Below are 2,107 nucleotides of genomic sequence, written 5' to 3'. Positions count from 1 at the left end.
ATATACATACTATCCAATAAAGATTTATAGGCATGACGTTAAGATAGGTGGAAGTCAAGCGCCAGTAATGGTGCTTGACTAATATCATGTCGCGAAGAGGATCTTTATTGAATTTTATAGGTCATACTTTAGGAAAGAGGTTGTCGTTATGCTTACTAAGCGATTAAATGGCAGGCTTGAAATTTTGAGTCTTGTTGTGATTTTTATATTTGTTGCGTTAGTGAGCCGCCTGGGCTATTTGCAAATGGCCCAGGGACAATATTATGAGCGGCTGGCTGACGGCAATCGCATTAGGCTTATTCCTATCATGGCCCCACGGGGCGTTTTTTATGACCGGAACGGTGTCATGATGGTATCCAATCGACCCGGGTTTACGGTATCCTTATTGTCCATAAGTGGCCCTGTGCCTGATGCAGTCTTGGATAAACTGGCCGGTATCCTTAATATGAACGTCCAGGAGATCAAAGCAAAAGTATCCCAGCATACCGGTTCCTTTGAGCCTATTCGAATTAAGACCGACCTTGGCCCGGATATTGTTACTAAGATTGAGGAACGCCGGGCTGAATTACCAGGGGTAGTTATTGAAATTCAGCCGCTCAGAAACTATGTTAATAACGAGCTTGCTGCGCACATCTTTGGTTATGTCAGCGAGATCAGTGAAGCAGAGCTGGAGAAATGGAAAAACGATGGTTATAAAGCCGGCGATATTGTTGGTAAATTTGGTCTGGAAAGGGTATATGACAAAGAGATTCGCGGTACTGACGGCGGCAATCAGGTAGAGGTTGATGTTAGCGGTCGTCCAGTACAGGTGCTTGGGAAAAAAGATCCGTTGCCAGGACACAATTTGGTGCTGACAATTGATTACCGGGTACAAAAAGCGGCAGAAAAAGCGATTGATGAACAGCTAGCTTATCTTCAGACTAAGACTGAGTTTAATAAAGCAAAAGCAGCAGCTGCTGTAGTATTAAACCCTAAGAACGGCGAAATCCTGGCGATGGTAAGCCGTCCCAATTTTAACCCCAACCTATTTAACGGCGGGATTTCAGAGAAGGATTGGAAGCTGCTTAACGACAACCCTTATCACCCGATGGACAATAAAGCCATTTCAGGAGAGTATCCACCAGGCTCAACCTTTAAAATTATTACCGGTGCGGCTGCTCTGGAGCTTGGAAAAGTAACACCACAGGAAAAAATACTTGACACAGGTACACACTGGATCATCCCCAAAGGCAATGCTATGGGTGAGGCCCTGGGGTGGATTAATTTTCGTGAAGCGTTATCCAAATCTGATAATGTATACTTCTACGAAATGGGCAACCGCTTGGGAATTGATAACCTGGAAAAATATGCCCGTATGTTTGGCTTAGGAGCGGTTACAGGTATTAATCTTCCCGGTGAGTCTGAAGGTTTAGTGGCTAACCAACGCTATAAAGAAAAGGTGTATAATGAAGACTGGTATCTGTCTGAAACGTTTGATGCTGCGATCGGTCAGGGTTTTCAGCTGACTACACCGCTGCAAATGGCTATGGTTATTAGCCAGATCGCTAATGGCGGTCATCGTTATAAGCCTAATCTTGTTAGCCGGATCACCGGTACTAACGGAGACGTAATCAAAACATTTTCACCTGAAGAGGTTGGGCAGGTAACAATTTCAGACAGTACCCTTAATCTCATTCGTGAATCACTGCGTGAGGTAGCTCAGGAAGGTGGTACAGCTGCCGCCGATTTTCAGGACTTCCCTGTTGCCATTGCCGGTAAAACAGGTACGGCCGAAAACTCGCATGGCCATGATCACGGCTGGTTTGTAGCATATGGCCCGTATGAGGATCCTCGTGTGGCCGTAGCTGTTATTGTTGAACAGGGGGGCTTTGGCACATCATCGGCTGCTCCTATTGCTAAAAAGATCATGGAAGCGGCCTTCAATATTAACCAGCCTGCAACTGAATCAGCTAAGACTCATCGACCGCAGACAGCATTATAACTCTTTTTTGGATCTGTGTTTTCAATTATTTTCCTCTGTAAAGAAGTTTGCAGGAGCAGGCGGGTGGTGCATTGACAACGCTCCACCGCTGGCGCTTGACTTCCGCTTGTGCCAACACACCACCCG

At 45.8% G+C, this 2,107-nt stretch carries 1 protein-coding gene; it reads left to right on the top strand.

Going from position 1 to position 2,107, the window contains the following annotated elements:
• The first annotated feature begins 148 nt into the window (after positions 1-148).
• A complete protein-coding gene (gene mrdA, locus VN379_RS14065; RefSeq protein ID WP_325534883.1) occupies positions 149-1,981 on the top strand; it encodes a penicillin-binding protein 2 in 1,833 nt (610 codons plus the stop codon).
• Positions 1,982-2,107 lie beyond the last annotated feature (126 nt).

Source organism: Sporomusa sp. (assembly GCF_035561255.1).
Taxonomy (GTDB): Bacteria; Bacillota; Negativicutes; order Sporomusales; family Sporomusaceae; genus Sporomusa.
Note: the sequence above shows the minus strand (reverse complement) of the source record. Positions and strands in the feature narration are given on the sequence as shown.

Bases quoted from the DNA above. Each gene is read 5' to 3' on its own strand.
- mrdA (WP_325534883.1), top strand. From the start codon at position 149: ATGCTTACTAAGCGATTAAATGGCAGGCTTGAAATTTTGAGTCTTGTT.